The organism is Enterobacter sp. fkY84-1 (genome assembly GCF_052974705.1).
Genome location: NZ_CP169393.1, coordinates 170,719 through 185,892, shown reverse-complemented (window position 1 = coordinate 185,892; position 15,174 = coordinate 170,719). Strand labels below are relative to the sequence as shown.

At 56.8% G+C, this 15,174-nt stretch carries 15 protein-coding genes; 7 read left to right on the top strand and 8 right to left on the bottom strand.

From position 1 onward, the window contains the following. Nucleotides 1-52 precede the first annotated feature (52 nt). From ACEPLT_RS00850 to ghrB, 5 genes are all read left to right on the top strand, one after another. Entirely contained in the window at nucleotides 53-1,069 is a 1,017-nt protein-coding gene (locus ACEPLT_RS00850; protein ID WP_023345235.1) for a LacI family DNA-binding transcriptional regulator, read from the top strand. A 103-nt stretch (nucleotides 1,070-1,172) separates the two neighbouring features. Then, nucleotides 1,173-1,922 carry a sugar phosphate isomerase/epimerase family protein gene (locus ACEPLT_RS00845; protein WP_032623049.1) on the top strand — a complete coding sequence of 250 codons (750 nt, stop codon included), beginning with the start codon at nucleotides 1,173-1,175 and terminating at the stop codon, nucleotides 1,920-1,922. Between the two features lie 3 nt (nucleotides 1,923-1,925). Beyond that, complete coding sequence (locus tag ACEPLT_RS00840) at nucleotides 1,926-2,864, top strand: sugar kinase (RefSeq protein ID WP_023294842.1); 939 nt, start codon at nucleotides 1,926-1,928, stop codon at nucleotides 2,862-2,864. Between the two features lie 116 nt (nucleotides 2,865-2,980). Then, nucleotides 2,981-4,261: an MFS transporter gene (locus ACEPLT_RS00835; RefSeq protein WP_046091977.1), complete on the top strand. Its 1,281-nt coding sequence runs from the start codon at nucleotides 2,981-2,983 to the stop codon at nucleotides 4,259-4,261. Nucleotides 4,262-4,288: 27 nt separating this feature from the next. Next, complete coding sequence (gene ghrB / locus ACEPLT_RS00830; protein WP_232929158.1) at nucleotides 4,289-5,263, top strand: glyoxylate/hydroxypyruvate reductase GhrB; 975 nt, start codon at nucleotides 4,289-4,291, stop codon at nucleotides 5,261-5,263. Nucleotides 5,264-5,321: 58 nt separating this feature from the next. Here ghrB and cspE read toward each other — a convergent pair whose 3' ends face one another. Then, entirely contained in the window at nucleotides 5,322-5,534 is a 213-nt protein-coding gene (cspE, locus tag ACEPLT_RS00825) for a transcription antiterminator/RNA stability regulator CspE (protein ID WP_003860775.1), read from the bottom strand. A gap of 247 nt (nucleotides 5,535-5,781) precedes the next feature. Further along, entirely contained in the window at nucleotides 5,782-6,492 is a 711-nt protein-coding gene (locus tag ACEPLT_RS00820; protein WP_008502756.1) for a DUF3053 domain-containing protein, read from the bottom strand. 331 nt (nucleotides 6,493-6,823) lie between these two features. Here ACEPLT_RS00820 and ACEPLT_RS00815 point away from each other — a divergent pair, with 331 nt between their 5' ends. After that, nucleotides 6,824-7,111: an HTH-type transcriptional regulator gene (locus ACEPLT_RS00815; RefSeq protein WP_008502755.1), complete on the top strand. Its 288-nt coding sequence runs from the start codon at nucleotides 6,824-6,826 to the stop codon at nucleotides 7,109-7,111. Between the two features lie 39 nt (nucleotides 7,112-7,150). Here ACEPLT_RS00815 and ACEPLT_RS00810 read toward each other — a convergent pair whose 3' ends face one another. The 4 genes from ACEPLT_RS00810 to ACEPLT_RS00795 all read right to left on the bottom strand — a co-directional run bounded on the left by ACEPLT_RS00810 (nucleotide 7,151) and on the right by ACEPLT_RS00795 (nucleotide 12,457). Then, on the bottom strand, nucleotides 7,151-8,770 hold the full coding sequence (locus tag ACEPLT_RS00810; RefSeq protein ID WP_232929157.1) for an ABC-F family ATP-binding cassette domain-containing protein: 1,620 nt from the start codon (nucleotides 8,768-8,770) through the stop codon (nucleotides 7,151-7,153). A gap of 230 nt (nucleotides 8,771-9,000) precedes the next feature. Then, entirely contained in the window at nucleotides 9,001-11,070 is a 2,070-nt protein-coding gene (gene glyS, locus ACEPLT_RS00805; protein ID WP_219984201.1) for a glycine--tRNA ligase subunit beta, read from the bottom strand. A 9-nt stretch (nucleotides 11,071-11,079) separates the two neighbouring features. Next, nucleotides 11,080-11,991: a glycine--tRNA ligase subunit alpha gene (gene glyQ / locus ACEPLT_RS00800; protein WP_003860141.1), complete on the bottom strand. Its 912-nt coding sequence runs from the start codon at nucleotides 11,989-11,991 to the stop codon at nucleotides 11,080-11,082. Between the two features lie 160 nt (nucleotides 11,992-12,151). Further along, entirely contained in the window at nucleotides 12,152-12,457 is a 306-nt protein-coding gene (locus ACEPLT_RS00795; protein WP_021242465.1) for a YsaB family lipoprotein, read from the bottom strand. A 182-nt stretch (nucleotides 12,458-12,639) separates the two neighbouring features. On the opposite strand from ACEPLT_RS00795, the gene ACEPLT_RS00790 reads away from it, so the two are divergent. Further along, the gene (locus ACEPLT_RS00790) at nucleotides 12,640-13,635 is read left to right on the top strand and encodes an acyltransferase (protein ID WP_008502751.1); all 996 of its coding nucleotides are present in this window, start codon (nucleotides 12,640-12,642) and stop codon (nucleotides 13,633-13,635) included. Here the strand turns inward: ACEPLT_RS00790 and ACEPLT_RS00785 are convergent. Together ACEPLT_RS00785 and ACEPLT_RS00780 are read right to left on the bottom strand one after the other, a co-directional pair. Then, nucleotides 13,628-14,548, bottom strand: coding sequence for a GlxA family transcriptional regulator (locus tag ACEPLT_RS00785; protein ID WP_032654548.1), 921 nt, complete (start codon nucleotides 14,546-14,548; stop codon nucleotides 13,628-13,630). The two genes, ACEPLT_RS00790 and ACEPLT_RS00785, sit on opposite strands and share 8 nt — an antisense overlap. Further along, on the bottom strand, nucleotides 14,548-15,087 hold the full coding sequence (locus ACEPLT_RS00780; protein WP_023326455.1) for an isochorismatase family protein: 540 nt from the start codon (nucleotides 15,085-15,087) through the stop codon (nucleotides 14,548-14,550). The genes ACEPLT_RS00785 and ACEPLT_RS00780 overlap by 1 nt, the downstream gene beginning before the upstream one ends. Between the last annotated feature and the right edge of the window lie 87 nt (nucleotides 15,088-15,174).

Here is a 15,174-nt window from a genome sequence, read left to right as displayed (position 1 = left end):
TTCGTCCGATTTTCCCGCTAAGGTATTCTCACTAAATTCAGGGAAATCAGTGATGAGCAAACCAGCCCGGGCCACCATCAGCGACGTGGCGAAAGCCGCCAAAACCGGTAAAACCAGCATTTCGCGCTATCTTAACGGCGAGAAACACCTGCTGTCCGATGCGTTGCTGGCGCGTATTGAACAGGCCATTGCCGATCTCGACTACCGTCCCAGCCTCATGGCGCGCGGGCTCAAACGCGGCCGCACCCGCCTTATCGGGCTGATCATCGCCGATATCACCAACCCCTACTCCGTGAACGTGCTCAGCGGTATCGAAGCCGCCTGTCGCGAGAAGGGTTTCACGCCGCTGGTCTGTAATACCAACAACGAAGTCGACCAGGAGCTGCATTATCTCGACCTGCTGCGCAGCTATCAGGTGGAAGGGATTGTGGTCAACGCGGTAGGCATGCGTGAAGAAGGCTTGAATCGCCTGCAGCAATCCTCCCTGCCCATGGTCCTCATCGACCGTAAAATCCCGGAATTTGCCTGCGACGTGGTCGGGCTGGATAACATCCAGGCCGCCACGACCGCCACCGAACATCTGATTGAACAGGGCTTCGAGGCCATTCTGTTTCTGAGTGAACCGCTGGGGATGGTCAATACCCGACGTGAACGCCTGAGCGCATTTCGCGCCACGCTGGAGCGTTATCCCGGCGTGATCGCCGAAAATGCCGAAACGCCGCTTCACGAAGCCGGGCAGCTCGACAACACCCTGCGTCAGTTCCATACGCGCCATCGTGGGATGCGCAAAGCGGTTATCTCCGCCAACGGGGCGCTGACGCTGCAGGTCGCCCGCTCGCTCAAGCGCATTGGCCTGCACTGGGGCAGCGACATCGGTCTGCTGGGGTTTGATGAACTGGAGTGGGCAGAGCTGGCTGGCGTCGGCATTACTACCCTCAAACAGCCCACCTGGCAGATTGGCTATGCTGCTGTTGAACAAGTCGTTCGTCGTATTGAAGGCACCAGCGATGCCGTTCGCGAGCAGGTCTTCTCCGGCGAGCTGATCGTTCGTGGCTCCACCGCGCGTTAAATTTCCCTTGTGATAGCGATCATAAATTCAACATCCTGACCTTTTCTTTGGAACCGGTTCCATCTAGCGTAATAGTATTGATATGTTGCGATGGAGTCCGAAGATGGGCAGGAAAATTATGGTGGTCACCGCCGCGTACGGTGCGGAACAGGTGCGACAGGCGGGCGGTCAACGGGCGATGCTCCCCGTTATTGCTGGCGCGGGGGCAGACGGCGTGGAGATCCGCCGGGAACTGTTCAACAGCGAAGAGCTGCTGGCGCTGCCTGCGCTGGGCGAATCCATTGAGCTGCTGGGTCTGCTGGCGTGCTACTCCGCACCCGCCGCCCTGTTTATGCCCGACGGCACCCTCAACCCGGACCTGCCCCGCTATCTTTCTGAAGCCAACACCCTGAACGCACTTTGGCTGAAGGTTTCCCTCGGCCATTTCCGCGACGCGCAACCTCTGGACGCCCTGCGTACGCTGCTGAATACCAGCGGCATGGCGCTGGTCGTGGAGAACGATCAGACCGACTGCGGACAGCTCGCGCCCATGCAGCGCTTCCAGGCCGCCTGTCGGGAAATGGCGCTCCCCGTCACGCTGACCTTCGATATGGGGAACTGGCTGTGGGTGGGCGACTCCCCTGAAGAGGCCGCGCGTCACCTGGCCCCTGCGGTGAGCTATATCCACGTGAAAGCCGCCGTGCCGCATAAAGATAACTTCCGCGCCGTCGCACCGGACCGCGCCGATGCGCGCTGGCTGGATCTGCTCGGCCAGCTGCCTGCCGATGCCCCGCGCGGTATCGAATTCCCGCTGGAAGGGGCGGATTTAACCGCCGTTACCCGCCATTACGTCAACCTGCTGCGCGAGGAGTAAACCATGCACAAGACGCTGGATGTCATCACGATCGGCGAGGCCATGGCCATGTTTGTCGCCACCGAAACGGGCGAGCTGAGTGCGGTGGAGCACTTTATCAAACGCGTCGCAGGCGCTGAACTCAACGTCGCGACCGGCCTGGCGCGTCTCGGCCTGAACGTGGGCTGGGTCAGCCGCGTGGGGGATGACAGCTTTGGCCATTTCGTTCTCGATTCGCTGAAAAAAGAGGGGATTGATGCTGCAGGGGTCACCCTCGACGGACGCTTCCCTACCGGCTTTCAGCTTAAATCCAAGGTCGAAAATGGAACCGATCCCATCGTGGAATATTTCCGCAAAGGCTCGGCTGCAAGCCACCTTTCTGTCGCGGATTACCACGCCGATTACTTTGCCTCCGCACGTCATCTGCACCTGAGCGGCGTAGCCGCGGCACTCTCTGCCAGCTCGTATGAGCTGCTGGATCATGCCGCGACCACCATGAAAGCCCAGGGGAAAACCCTATCGTTCGACCCCAACCTGCGTCCGGTGCTGTGGAAAAGCGAAGCGGAAATGGTGGAGAAACTGAACCGTCTGGCGTTCCGGGCGGACTGGGTTCTGCCAGGCCTGAAAGAAGGGATGATTCTGACCGGCGAAAGCACGCCGGAAGGCATCGCCGACTTCTACCTGAATAAAGGGGTAAAAGCGGTGGTGCTGAAGACCGGTGCCGATGGCGCGTGGTTTAAAACGGCCAACGGCGAGCAGGGCGCGGTCGCGGCAGTGAAGGTCGAGAACGTCGTCGACACCGTCGGCGCAGGTGACGGCTTTGCCGTGGGCGTGATTAGCGCCCTGCTGGAAGGTAAAACGCTGCCGCAGGCCGTCGCGCGAGGCAACAAGATTGGCTCGCTGGCCATTCAGGTGCAGGGCGACAGCGAAGGATTACCAACACGAGCACAGCTCGGCGTTTAAATTCCCTCTCCCTGTGGGAGAGGGCCAGGGTGAGGCAGCAAGCCGCACCAGATAATTAAGCCACCGTGTACCCTACAGACAACGGCGGTAACAACCTCAACAACAGAGGCAAGCCTATGAACAGTTCGACCAATGCAGTAAAACGCTGGTGGTACATCATGCCAATCGTGTTTATCACGTACAGCCTGGCGTACCTTGACCGTGCCAACTTCAGCTTCGCGTCCGCCGCAGGGATCACCGAGGACCTCGGGATCACCAAAGGGATCTCCTCCCTGCTGGGTGCCCTTTTCTTCCTGGGCTACTTCTTCTTCCAGATCCCCGGCGCGATCTATGCGGAACGCCGCAGCGTGCGTAAGCTGATCTTCATCTGTCTGATCCTGTGGGGCGCCTGCGCGTCGCTGACCGGCATGGTGAACAATATTCCTGCCCTGGCCGCCATTCGCTTTATCCTCGGCGTCGTTGAGGCGGCGGTTATGCCCGCGATGCTGATCTACATCAGCAACTGGTTTACCAAATCTGAGCGCTCGCGCGCGAATACCTTCCTGATCCTCGGTAACCCGGTCACGGTACTGTGGATGTCGGTGGTGTCCGGCTACCTGATCCAGTCCTTCGGCTGGCGCGAGATGTTTATCATTGAAGGGGTACCGGCAATTATCTGGGCCTTCTGCTGGTGGGTGCTGGTGAAAGATAAACCTGCCCAGGCGAAGTGGCTTTCCGAAGATGAAAAAGCAGCGCTGCAGGCGCAGCTGGACAAAGAACAGCAAGGTCTGAAGGCGGTGCGTAACTATGGTGAAGCCTTCCGCTCGCGTAACGTGATCCTGCTCTGTGCGCAGTACTTTACCTGGAGCATTGGTGTGTACGGCTTTGTGCTGTGGCTGCCGTCCATTATCCGCAGCGGCGGTGAAAACCTCGGCATGGTCGAAGTAGGCTGGCTGTCATCCGTACCGTATCTGGCGGCAACCATCGCCATGATTATCGTTTCCTGGGCGTCGGACAAGCTGCAGAACCGCAAGCTGTTTGTCTGGCCGCTGCTGCTGATTGCTGCCTTCGCCTTTATTGGCTCCTGGGCCGTGGGCGCAAACCACTTCTGGGTCTCTTATACGCTGCTGGTGGTTGCCGGTGCGGCCATGTACGCCCCTTACGGACCGTTCTTTGCCATCATCCCCGAGATGCTGCCGCGTAACGTGGCGGGGGGTGCGATGGCGCTGATTAACAGTATGGGTGCACTGGGTTCGTTCTGCGGCTCCTGGTTCGTCGGTTACCTGAACGGTGCCACCGGCAGCCCATCCGCATCGTACATCTTTATGGGGGTGGCGCTTTTCGCCTCGGTATGGCTTACTCTGATTGTTAAGCCTGCTAATAATCAACAACACCCTGTCGGCGCTCGCCACGCCTGAATCCTTAAAAAATCAACGGAGATTAGCATGAAGCCGTCCGTCATTTTGTATAAAACCCTGCCGGAAGATCTGCAGAAACGCCTTGAAGAGCACTTCACCGTCACGCAGGTGAAGAACCTGCGCCCGGAAACCGTGGCACAGCACGCCGACGCGTTCGCGAGCGCGGAAGGCCTGCTGGGTTCAAGCGAAAAAGTGGATGTCGCCCTGCTGGAGAAAATGCCGAAGCTTCGTGCTACCTCAACCGTTTCCGTGGGTTACGACAACTTCGACGTGGATGCGCTTAACGCCCGCAAGATCCTGCTGATGCATACCCCGCATGCTCTGACGGAAACCGTGGCCGATACGCTGATGGCGCTCATGCTCACCACGGCCCGTCGCGTGGTGGAAGTGGCTGAGCGCGTCAAAGCGGGCGAATGGACAAAAAGCATTGGTCCGGACTGGTTCGGTGTGGATGTTCACGGCAAAACGCTGGGCATTGTCGGTATGGGGCGTATCGGGCTGGCGCTGGCGCAGCGCGCGCATTTTGGTTTTAACATGCCGATTCTGTATAACGCGCGTCGCCATCACAGTGAAGCCGAAGAACGCTTCAACGCCCGTTACTGCGAGCTGGATAACCTGCTGCAGGAAGCCGATTTTGTCTGCCTGGTGCTGCCGCTGACGGATGAAACCCGTCATCTGATTGGTAAAGAGGCGTTTGAAAAAATGAAGGCATCTGCCATTTTCATCAACGCGGGTCGTGGCCCGGTGGTGGATGAGAAGGCGCTGATTGAGGCTCTGAAAAACGGTGAGATCCATGCAGCAGGTCTGGACGTGTTTGAGCAGGAGCCGCTGCCGGTGGACTCCCCGCTGCTGACAATGCCTAACGTGGTTGCCCTGCCCCACATCGGCTCAGCCACCCATGAGACGCGCTACAACATGGCGGCCACCGCGGTCGATAATCTGATTGCCGCATTAGGTGGAAAGGTGGAGATAAACTGCGTGAACCCGCAGGTGCAACGGTAGAAACGAAAAAACCCGCCAGAAGGCGGGTTTTTAAATTCTTTGCTACTGGGTTGGAAGCTTACAGGCTTACAACGTTACCAGCTGCTGGGCCTTTAGCGCCGCTTTCGATGGTGAAGGACACTTTCTGACCTTCGTCCAGAGATTTGTAGCCATCGTTCTGGATAGCAGAGAAGTGTACGAACACGTCTTTAGAGCCATCGTCAGGAGTGATGAAGCCGAAACCTTTATCAGCGTTGAACCATTTTACCAGACCAGTCATTTTAGCAGACATAGAAATTACCTTATTAACAAATATATTGTGCCTTCCGGCTTGATGGATTGCGTTACAGATTTTTAAGCGATGAAGGAAGGGTCACTACGAAGGGTATCTATGGATAACAATCTGGACTGCTTTACTAAACTGCTTTAGGTCTGTGTAACAAACCGACGGGAATAGTTATACCGATGTGGTAGAGGAATGACAAGCGTTATTTTCGCAACGCATAAAAAAACCCCGCCAGAAGCGGGGTTTTTTCGGTTTATTCTGTGGCAGCGACTGCGGCACTCCAGGCCTGGCTGAAGGCCTGATGCTGAGAGGCCAGCGGCCCAATCAGCGTATTGTACTGGCTTGCCTGCTGGGAGGTCGGGAACTGAATACCGTTGGCAACAAAGCTTACCTGCGTATTCTGCTGGGCAATAAAGTCACCCACCTGGACCAGCTGCTGCGTGAAGATTTGCGCGGCCGGAATCAACGGCTGCAGTGCTTCTGACGGTTTGGTCACCACTTTCTCATACACTTTGTCGAAGACCGGTTTGAGATCGTCGCCCTGCTTCAGCGCAGAACGTGACGCGTCAGCCTGCATTTTCGCATTCTGCAACTGCTGGCTCAGCACGCCAAGCGCACCGTTGGACTGGCGCAATGGTTCACGCTGCGTCATATAATCCTGTGGAACGCGGATGGCGTTCACGCTATCCACTACCGGGCGGATACCGGAATCCATCGCCTGGCTTACCTGCTGTGAATAACCATAAAGAATGGCGTAATCGGATACAAAGGGGCCAAACTGTTTTTTCTGATCCGCAGTCAGCGTTGGCAACCGCTCGCCGCTGCGCATCACTGTATTCTGCAGAAAATCGATAAACGCTTTGCGCTGATCGCCTTCTTTATCAAAACACCCACTCAGGCTAACAACCATCAGCAACGCCGCAATAGGCGCAAACCAGCGAGAGCAGGACTTTCCTGTCGCCATTTTATTACTCCTTTCACCCAAAAAAGCGCACACCGGCACACGCGTGCCCGACGCTGACAAGGATAGTCCAGGTCAGCCTTGCAAGATACTCTTTTCATGCAAAACGGCTATTGCCGATTTATTTCTTACCATTTACAAAAAAATACCTGGCGAAGCCGACATATGACTAATCAGGGAATTAGCATAACTCTCCATATTGCTGAATCGGATACAGCGATCGTTACCGCACGATTAATCACACCCGTGACGATCCTGGGTTGGTATTAGGGACTATTCTTAATTGGCTCTCTGATGTTCTTGATCACGATGTGAGATTTAAGAGGAGTCCTCAATGGAATATAAAGATCCTGAGTTTGAGCTGCTGAGCAGCCTGGAACAGATCATTTTTAAAGATGTACCGCAGACGATTACCCTGCAACAAAAATCCAATCCCTTTACAGAATATGAGCAATTGCGCAAAGGGACAGGACTGAAAACCGAAGAATTCGCCAGAGCGATGGGTGTCAGCGTGGCTATGGTGCAGGAGTGGGAGTCAAAACGTGAGAAACCCACCCCAACCGAGTTAAGGCTGATGCGCCTGATTCAGGCCAACCCTGCACTCAGCAAGCAGATCGCGTAGTGAAGATTGAATGCCCCCGCCTTTGCGGGGGCTTGTGTTTTACAGGCTATCACAACGCCAACCCGCCTTTTCCCACACCAGCTCATGCGTTAACGTTAAGCCGCTTAAAAACGCCTCATCGTGTGATACCACCAGCAGTGCCCCAGGGAAACCGGCCAGCGCCGCTTCAATGGCCTGGACTGAAGCCAGATCCAGATGGTTGGTCGGTTCATCCAGCAGCAGAAGCTGCGTGGCCTCCGCGCGCCACAGCACGCAGGCCAGGGCAGCCTTAAGACGCTCACCGCCGCTGAGCGCCGCCAATGGGAGCATCACTTTGTCAGCTCCCAGTTGAAGCTGCGCTAAACGGGTTCGCAATACCCCCTCTTCCAGAGGGGTATGACTCAAATTGAGATGCGTCATGACCGACTGCGAGAGATCGAGACGGGAGAGATGCTGGTCGAGATAAGCGCAGCTGACGGACACTTTACAGCTACCCGAACGGGGAGCCATCTCGCCGAGGAGGGTTTTTAACAGCGTCGACTTCCCGCAGCCGTTCGACCCCTTTAACGCCACGCGCATCGGTCCGTCCATCCGCCAGTTGAGCGGAGGAACAGGTACATGCTGCAGCACCAGATCCTCCAGCACCAGCACCTGCTTCCCCTCCGGGATCTGACTTCCCGGCAGAGTGAACATGACCGGGTTATCGTCTTCAACGCGTTCACGCGCCTTGTTTACCGCGGCGTTCAGCGCTTCGTTTTGCTCGCTGTGCTGTTTTTTCCAGGTGCCGATACGTTCCTTTGCCGCGCCTTTATATTTGACCCGCTCGAACGATGCGATATTCAGGGTATCGACGGTGCGTAACGTCTTTGCCGACCGCCGCTGGCTGTCATCATGCTCTTTTTGCATGCGCGCGCGGGTGCGTTTGCGCTCGGTTGCCGCATGTTCCAGCGCCGCGCGGGCAGCCTGCTGTTCGGCATCGCGCAGGGCTTGATAATCCGCATAATTTCCGCCGTAGCTGCGCAGACCCGAGGCGCTCAGCTCAAGAATACGCGGCACCTGCTCCAGAAGTTCGCGGTCATGAGAGGCCACCAGCACGCCGCCCTGATACCGACTCAACTGGTCGTAGAACCACGCCCGGCCTTGTCGATCCAGATGGTTAGTCGGTTCGTCCAGCAGAAGAAAGTCCGCGCCCGCCGTAAACGCCCCGCACAGCAGGGCGCGGATGCGCTCGCCGCCGCTGAGTTCTATGGCGGGCTTATCAGGCTCAAACGGTGGGAGCGTCGCATTGATAAACGCTTCGCTCAGACGTTCGGCGATATCCCAGTGGCCGTCGAGTAACGCCAGATCGTCAGGCTGATAATCACCACTGTCAATGCGCTTACGCGCCGCAAAAATCGCGTCATACCCGAGAAGTTCAGCCAGCGTCGTCTGCGAAGAAATAACATGCTGCTGCGCCACCCAGGCATGCGAGCCAAAGCGTTCAATATGACCGGTAGCCGGTTCGTCCAGCCCCGCCAGCAAGCGCAGCAGACGCGTTTTTCCGCTGCCGTTGCGGCCAACCAGCGCGCACAGGGAGGGTTCCAGCGTGAGATTCAGCGGACCAAAAAGGGTATCGCCCGTCGGAAACTGACAGGTGACCTGATGCAAAATAAAAGAAGGGGACTGCGCAAAATGAGCCATAAGCACTCCTGAATGAAATCAAAACATCCCCTGCCGACGCGGTGGCGTTTTAGCAAGGATCGAAATTCATCAGTCGTGTTTGTTCATTTTTGGGGGGCACTCCAGCGCGAGAAAGTTAACGGGGGTAAGGATAGCGGTAATGGGTTGACCATTTCAAGGTTAAATTTTCAGCAACACACTATAAAAAAACCCGCCGAAGCGGGTTTTTAGCATTTGTCACAACGGGCACATTACTGCAGCAGCGAAATATCCGCCACGCGCAGGAACAGTTCACGCAGTTTCTCGAGCATAGAGAGACGGTTAATACGCAGCTCTTTATCTTCTACGTTTACCATCACTTTCTCGAAGAAGGCGTCGATGACGTCACGCAGCTCGGCCAGCTCCACCAGCGCTTCCTGGTAGCGACCTTCCGCGAAGACCGGCTCGAGCTTGTCGCGCAGCACCACAACCTGCATCGCCAGGGCGATCTCTTCCGGCTCTTTCAGCGTCGCGGCGTTCACGCGCTCGTTCAGCGTCTCGTCGGACTTCGCCAGGATGTTGGAGACACGCTTGTTGGCCGCCGCCAGAGCAGATGCCGCTTCCAGCGTACGGAAGTGAGAAACCGCCTTCATACGCGCATCGAAATCAGCCGGACGGGTCGGACGACGCGCCAGAACCGCCTGAATGGTGTCGACGGTGTAACCTTCATCCTGATACCAGGCGCGGAAACGACCGAGCATAAAGTCGATCACGTCATCCACAACGTTGGCGTTGGTCAGCTTATCGCCGTACAGACGCACCGCTTCTTCGGTCAGGGTCTGCAGATCCAGGTTCAGGTTCTTCTCAACGATGATACGCAGCACGCCCAGCGCAGCACGACGCAGCGCAAACGGGTCTTTGTCGCCTTTCGGATGCTGGCCGATACCGAAGATACCCGCCAGGGTGTCCATCTTATCGGCAATTGCGACAGCACAAGCTACCGGGTTGGACGGCAGTTCGTCACCCGCAAAGCGCGGCTGATACTGCTCGTTCAGGGCAACCGCCACGTCTTCCGCTTCGCCATCGTGACGCGCGTAGTGCATGCCCATCACGCCCTGGGTGTCGGTAAATTCGAACACCATGTTGGTCATCAGGTCACACTTGGAGAGCAGGCCTGCGCGGGTCGCGTGGTTAACGTCGGCACCGATTTCACGAGCGATCCAGCCGGACAGCTCCGCAATACGGTCGGTCTTGTCGCGCAGCGTACCCAGCTGTTGCTGGAACAGTACGGTCTGCAGGCGTGGAAGATGATCTTCCAGACGCTTTTTACGGTCGGTGTTGAAGAAGAACTCGGCATCCGCCAGACGTGGGCGCACGACCTTCTCGTTACCGGAGATAATCTGGCTCGGATCTTTCGATTCGATGTTCGCCACGAAAATGAAGTTTGGCAGCAGCTTGCCGTCGTTGGCATAGACCGGGAAGTACTTCTGGTCACCCTTCATGGTGTACACCAGCGCTTCAGCCGGAACGGCCAGGAATTTCTCTTCGAACTTCGCGGTCAGCACAACCGGCCATTCCACCAGCGAGGTCACTTCTTCCAGCAGGCTGTCGCTCAGATCGGCTTTACCGCCAATCTTACGCGCCGCGTCTTCCGCGTCCGCTTTGATTTTGGCTTTACGCTGTTCGTAGTCGGCAATCACTTTACCGCGCTCCAGCAGGATCTGCGGGTACTGGTCGGCATTGTCGATGGTGAACTCTGGCTCGCCCATAAAGCGGTGGCCGCGGATCACGCGATCGGACGCCACGCCCAGAATGGTCGCCGGGATAACGGTGTCGCCCAGCAGAAGGGTCACGGTGTGTACCGGACGCACGAAGTGAACGTCAGACGCGCCCCAGCGCATCAGCTTAGGAATGGGCAGCTTCGCCAGAGACGTGGCAATCATGTCCGGCAGCAGCGCTTCCGCGCTTTCGCCTTTCACATGGGCACGATACAGCAGCCATTCGCCTTTATCGGTGGTCAGACGCTCGGCCTGATCGACGGTGATGCCGCAGCCGCGCGCCCAGCCTTCCGCCGCTTTGCTCGGCTTGCCTTCCGCGTCAAACGCCTGGGCAATCGCCGGGCCACGTTTTTCGACTTCGCGATCCGGCTGAGACGCCGCCAGGTTTGCCACTTTCAGCGCCAGACGACGCGGAGCAGCAAACCAATCAATTTTACCGTGCGCCAGGCCAGCGTTATCCAGCTCGGCAGTCACGTTCGCAGCAAAAGATTCAGCCAGGCTGCGCAGGGCTTTTGGTGGCAGCTCTTCGGTGCCGATTTCCACCAGGAAAGTTTTCTCAGACATGGCCGCCTCTTATTTGTTTCGGTTGCACATCGGGAAGCCAAGGGCTTCACGGGACGCATAGTAAGCTTCTGCAACGGCTTTGGTCAGGGTACGAATACGCAGAATGTAGCGCTGACGTTCAGTCACGGAGATCGCTTTGCGGGCGTCCAGCAGGTTGAAGCTGTGGGCGGCCTTCAGAATACGCTCGTAGGCAGGCAGCGGCAGCGGAGTCTCCAGCGCCAGCAGCTGCTGCGCTTCTTTCTCATACTGCTCGAAGCAGGTGAACAGGAAGTCCACGTCCGCGTATTCGAAGTTATAGGTGGATTGCTCCACTTCGTTCTGATGGAACACGTCGCCGTAGGTGGTTTTACCCAGCGGGCCGTCGCTCCAGACCAGGTCGTAAACGCTGTCTACGCCCTGAATGTACATCGCCAGACGTTCCAGACCGTAGGTGATCTCACCGGTGATCGGCTTACATTCCAGACCGCCAACCTGCTGGAAGTAAGTGAACTGGGTCACTTCCATGCCGTTCAGCCACACTTCCCAACCCAGACCCCAGGCACCCAGCGTTGGGTTTTCCCAGTTATCTTCCACGAAACGAATGTCGTGAATGGTCGGATCCATACCCAGCTCTTTCAGCGACCCGAGGTACAGTTCCTGAATGTTGTCGGGTGATGGCTTAATCACCACCTGGAACTGATAGTAATGCTGCAGACGGTTCGGGTTCTCACCGTAACGACCATCGGTCGGACGACGGGAAGGCTGCACATACGCGGTCGCCATTGGCTCTGGCCCCAACGCGCGCAGGCTGGTCATCGGGTGTGAAGTGCCGGCGCCGACTTCCATGTCCAAAGGTTGAACAATGGTACAGCCCTGACGAGCCCAGTAATCCTGTAAGGTCAGGATCAGGCCCTGGAAGGTCTTGGTATCAAACTTTTGCATAGTATTTCGTGCTGGATACGTGTGGTTTTAAATGGAAGGGACCAGTATACCCGCTGGCTGCAAGATATACAGTACGAAACGGGGTTGTTTAGGGAAAATTGGGAAATAAGCATTCACGCCAGGGCGCTGACGGCGTCTGGCTGTTGATTATGCGAGCAGGCTAGCGCATGGAGAGGTGTAAAAACTGGCCGTCCGCATCAAACGAGCAGACAAAGCCTTCTTTACGCGCCGTATAGCCCTTGAGCTCATAGCTGCCCTGAAAGCGCTCAAACCCGGTGACGTTGATTTTCTGCACGTCCGAGTTATAGCGGCGTGCGGCCTGGTCCTTGCAGAGTGACTCCATATTCAGTGAACGTTCCGGGCTCATTTTGCCCTGCTGGGCTTTTTGCACTGGTGCTTCTTGTGGCGCACTGCATCCTGCCAGCATGAAAAGCAGAATGAGTGATGCCACACGCTTCATCATCATTTTTATTACCGTCCTGGTCAGTGGCTGTTATTTTTAGTATCAACACGTTTATAGATTATGGTCAGCCATTCTGCGAATCTCGCGGTCTCCCGGCAAGCCTGCGAATAAAACTCAGAATTTTCCAAACGAAGACTTTTGGACAATGGGAGTCACATTCACTTTACAGGGAATACGAGGAACTGATGCCGTCAAAAATTAACTGGATTGATAACCTGCGAGGAATAGCGTGTCTGATGGTGGTCATGATCCACACGACGACCTGGTACGTCACGAACGCCCACAGCATCAGCCCCGTTAACTGGGATATCGCCAATATTCTCAACTCTGCGTCGCGCGTCAGCGTGCCGCTGTTCTTTATGATTTCCGGCTTTCTCTTTTTTGGTGAACGCAGCGCGCAGCCGCGGCACTTCATCCGCATCGCGGCCTGCCTGGGGTTTTACAGCGCCGTTGCCCTGCTCTATATCACCCTGTTCACCTCCATTAACGCCGGGTTATCCCTCAAGTATTTGCTGCAAAAGCCGGTGTTCTACCACCTGTGGTTCTTCTTCGCCATTATCGTGATCTATCTGGTCTCTCCGCTCATTCAGGTGAAAAACGTTAGCGGGAAAATGCTTCTGGCCCTGATGGTGGTGATTGGCATTGTCGCCAACCCGAATACGGTCTCGCAGAAAATCGACGGATTTGAGTGGCTGCCGGTGAACCTCTATATCAACGGCGATACCTTCTATTACGTGCTTTACGGCATGCTGGGGCGCGCCATCGGGATGATGGACACGCAAAAACGCGGTCTGAACTGGCTCTGCGGGGCACTGTTTATCGCCGGCGTGGCGGTGATTTCACGCGGGACGCTGCATGAGCTGCAGTGGCGCGGTAATTTTGCCGATACCTGGTATCTGTACTGCGGCCCGATGGTCTTTATCTGTGCCGTATCGCTGCTCACGCTCGTTAAAAACACTCTGAATGCGCGTCCCCTTCCCGTACTGAGCGTCATTTCACGACACTCTCTCGGGATTTACGGTTTTCACGCGCTGGTGATCCACGCGCTTCGGACAAGAGGGGTTGAACTAAAAACCTGGCCGGTGCTGGATATCATCTGGATTTTTGCCGCGACCCTGGCGATCAGCCTGCTGCTGTCGATGCTGCTGCAAAAAATAGACGTTCGCCGCTTCGTCAGCTAACGCTGCGCTGCCGGGCGCGATGGTACTGGCGCGGGGAGGAAAACCCTGCCGCCAGCGAAGCCTGCTCCACGCCGCGCCCCTGCAATAGCCACTGCTCCGCCACCGCCAGACGCAGCTGCTCCAGATAATCGCGGACGCTAATCCCTAAATGTTTCTGGAAAAGCCGGGTGAGATGGCGCGGGCTGACGTGCGCCAGCGCGGCGATATCAGGCAAGTTCCACGCTTTTTGCGGCTCGGCGGTGAGCGCATCCTGCGCCCGATGAATCGCCGGATGAAGATGATTGCGGTAGCGTAGCCACGGGGAGAGCTGGGGATCGTCACCAGAACGGCGGAACCAGACCACCATCTCGCGCGCCACATTCAGCGCCTTTTCGGGGCCGCACAGGCGGTTAATCATATGCAGCGCCAGGTCGATGCCCGACGTGATCCCCGCGCTGGTCCAGATGTTCTCGTCCTGCACAAAGATGCGGTTTTCTTTAATCGTCGCCGTAGGGGCCGCGGTGCGTAAACGGCTGATAACGTCATGGTGAGTTGTGCACTGTTTGTTATTCAGCAGGCCCGATTTCGCCGCCAGCAACGCTCCTGAACAGACGCACATCACGGTGATTTCCTGGCGCTGGATCTGCGGCTGCCGGCGCATCAGCCAGTGCTGAATCTGCTGCGCCTGCGGGGTTGAGAACTGAAAGCGGGAGTCGCTCACCCCCGGCAGGACCAGCAAGCTGCCCGGAGACAGGCTTTCCGGCAACGGCTGGATGCCGCTCATCGTCAGACCTATCGACGTCGGAACCTCCGGCTGCGGGCCAATGTAATGCAGACGAAACGCGTCGCCTGCCAGCACAAAGGTTTCTGCCGGGCCCGTCATATCTAATGACAGCACCCCGGGCAACATCACGAACCAGACGTCGATGGGCATTACAGTGACTCCAGCGTCTCCGCTACCGTTTTAATGTCGGCAAAACGCCCGGACAGTACCGTTTCGGTACGGTGGCGAATGTCCGCTGCGCTAAGGGTAATGCCCCTGTACGTCATGGGGAACGTCAGCGTGGCCTCGCTCACAAAGGTCACAGCATAACCCAGATCGGATGCCACCCGGGCGGTGGTTTCACAGCATTGCTCCGTGCGAATGCCGCAGATAATCACACTATTGATATCACGCTCGCGCAGCCAGCGATCGAGCCCGGTATCCGTGAAGGCATTATGAACGTGTTTCTGGAAAACCACATCCGGCTGATGACGCAAAAAGGCCATCGGTTTGACATAGCCGCTTTCCAGCGTAAATGGGCCGTCTTCATCCACATGAAAAATATCAACGACCGGAATACCGCGCGCCTGGCAGCCTTCAATCAGCCCCAGCATCGCCTGCTGAAACGCGGGAATGTCATCCTCCTGCCAGTAATTGCGGTGATGGAAGGACTGCTGAGTATCAATGTTGATGAGTGCAATGCGTGACATGATGGTTCTCCTCGCCAGTGGGTATGACACCATACTGGCAAGGAAAGGAAGGCACGCACAGACCAAAAAAGGACATCCTCGTGCCTC

What these genes read in the sequence shown, in the direction of transcription:
- ACEPLT_RS00850 (WP_023345235.1), top strand. Translation starts at nt 53, where the DNA reads ATGAGCAAACCAGCCCGGGCCACCATCAGCGACGTGGCGAAAGCCGCC.
- ACEPLT_RS00845 (WP_032623049.1), top strand. Translation starts at nt 1,173, where the DNA reads ATGGGCAGGAAAATTATGGTGGTCACCGCCGCGTACGGTGCGGAACAG.
- ACEPLT_RS00840 (WP_023294842.1), top strand. Translation starts at nt 1,926, where the DNA reads ATGCACAAGACGCTGGATGTCATCACGATCGGCGAGGCCATGGCCATG.
- ACEPLT_RS00835 (WP_046091977.1), top strand. Translation starts at nt 2,981, where the DNA reads ATGAACAGTTCGACCAATGCAGTAAAACGCTGGTGGTACATCATGCCA.
- ghrB (WP_232929158.1), top strand. Translation starts at nt 4,289, where the DNA reads ATGAAGCCGTCCGTCATTTTGTATAAAACCCTGCCGGAAGATCTGCAG.
- cspE (WP_003860775.1), bottom strand. Translation starts at nt 5,534, where the DNA reads ATGTCTGCTAAAATGACTGGTCTGGTAAAATGGTTCAACGCTGATAAA.
- ACEPLT_RS00820 (WP_008502756.1), bottom strand. Translation starts at nt 6,492, where the DNA reads ATGGCGACAGGAAAGTCCTGCTCTCGCTGGTTTGCGCCTATTGCGGCG.
- ACEPLT_RS00815 (WP_008502755.1), top strand. Translation starts at nt 6,824, where the DNA reads ATGGAATATAAAGATCCTGAGTTTGAGCTGCTGAGCAGCCTGGAACAG.
- ACEPLT_RS00810 (WP_232929157.1), bottom strand. Translation starts at nt 8,770, where the DNA reads ATGGCTCATTTTGCGCAGTCCCCTTCTTTTATTTTGCATCAGGTCACC.
- glyS (WP_219984201.1), bottom strand. Translation starts at nt 11,070, where the DNA reads ATGTCTGAGAAAACTTTCCTGGTGGAAATCGGCACCGAAGAGCTGCCA.
- glyQ (WP_003860141.1), bottom strand. Translation starts at nt 11,991, where the DNA reads ATGCAAAAGTTTGATACCAAGACCTTCCAGGGCCTGATCCTGACCTTA.
- ACEPLT_RS00795 (WP_021242465.1), bottom strand. Translation starts at nt 12,457, where the DNA reads ATGATGATGAAGCGTGTGGCATCACTCATTCTGCTTTTCATGCTGGCA.
- ACEPLT_RS00790 (WP_008502751.1), top strand. Translation starts at nt 12,640, where the DNA reads ATGCCGTCAAAAATTAACTGGATTGATAACCTGCGAGGAATAGCGTGT.
- ACEPLT_RS00785 (WP_032654548.1), bottom strand. Translation starts at nt 14,548, where the DNA reads ATGCCCATCGACGTCTGGTTCGTGATGTTGCCCGGGGTGCTGTCATTA.
- ACEPLT_RS00780 (WP_023326455.1), bottom strand. Translation starts at nt 15,087, where the DNA reads ATGTCACGCATTGCACTCATCAACATTGATACTCAGCAGTCCTTCCAT.